This is a genomic window from Paraburkholderia sp. SIMBA_053 (assembly GCF_046534895.1).
Lineage (GTDB): Bacteria > Pseudomonadota > Gammaproteobacteria > Burkholderiales > Burkholderiaceae > Paraburkholderia > Paraburkholderia caledonica.
In genome coordinates this window covers 1-244 of record NZ_JAWRXU010001467.1, presented here as the reverse complement: position 1 = coordinate 244, position 244 = coordinate 1, and the positions used below count along the sequence as shown (strand labels likewise).

Below are 244 nucleotides of genomic sequence, written 5' to 3'. Positions count from 1 at the left end.
CAACGCCTGCGCAGCACCCGGCGACAGCACGCCGGCAGCGGCATACGACGGCCCCACAGGCGCAAACCATTCATGCGGAATACCGAGCCGCTCCAGCAGCGCCGTGTCCCACGCGCCGTCGGGATCGGCGAGCGCGGTCGCGCACGCGTCGGAAGGATCGGTCGCGACCGCGCCGCCCAGCGCCACGCGCAGCCAGTCTTTCGGCTGCAGCGCCCAACGCGTGCGGCGCGCCGACTCCGGCTCG

The 244-nt window shown here is 74.2% G+C and carries 1 protein-coding gene; it reads right to left on the bottom strand.

Annotated features, from left to right (window positions below):
• A partial coding sequence (locus SB753_RS40485) for an FGGY family carbohydrate kinase (RefSeq protein WP_410805605.1) occupies positions 1-244 on the bottom strand: 244 nt, incomplete at both ends.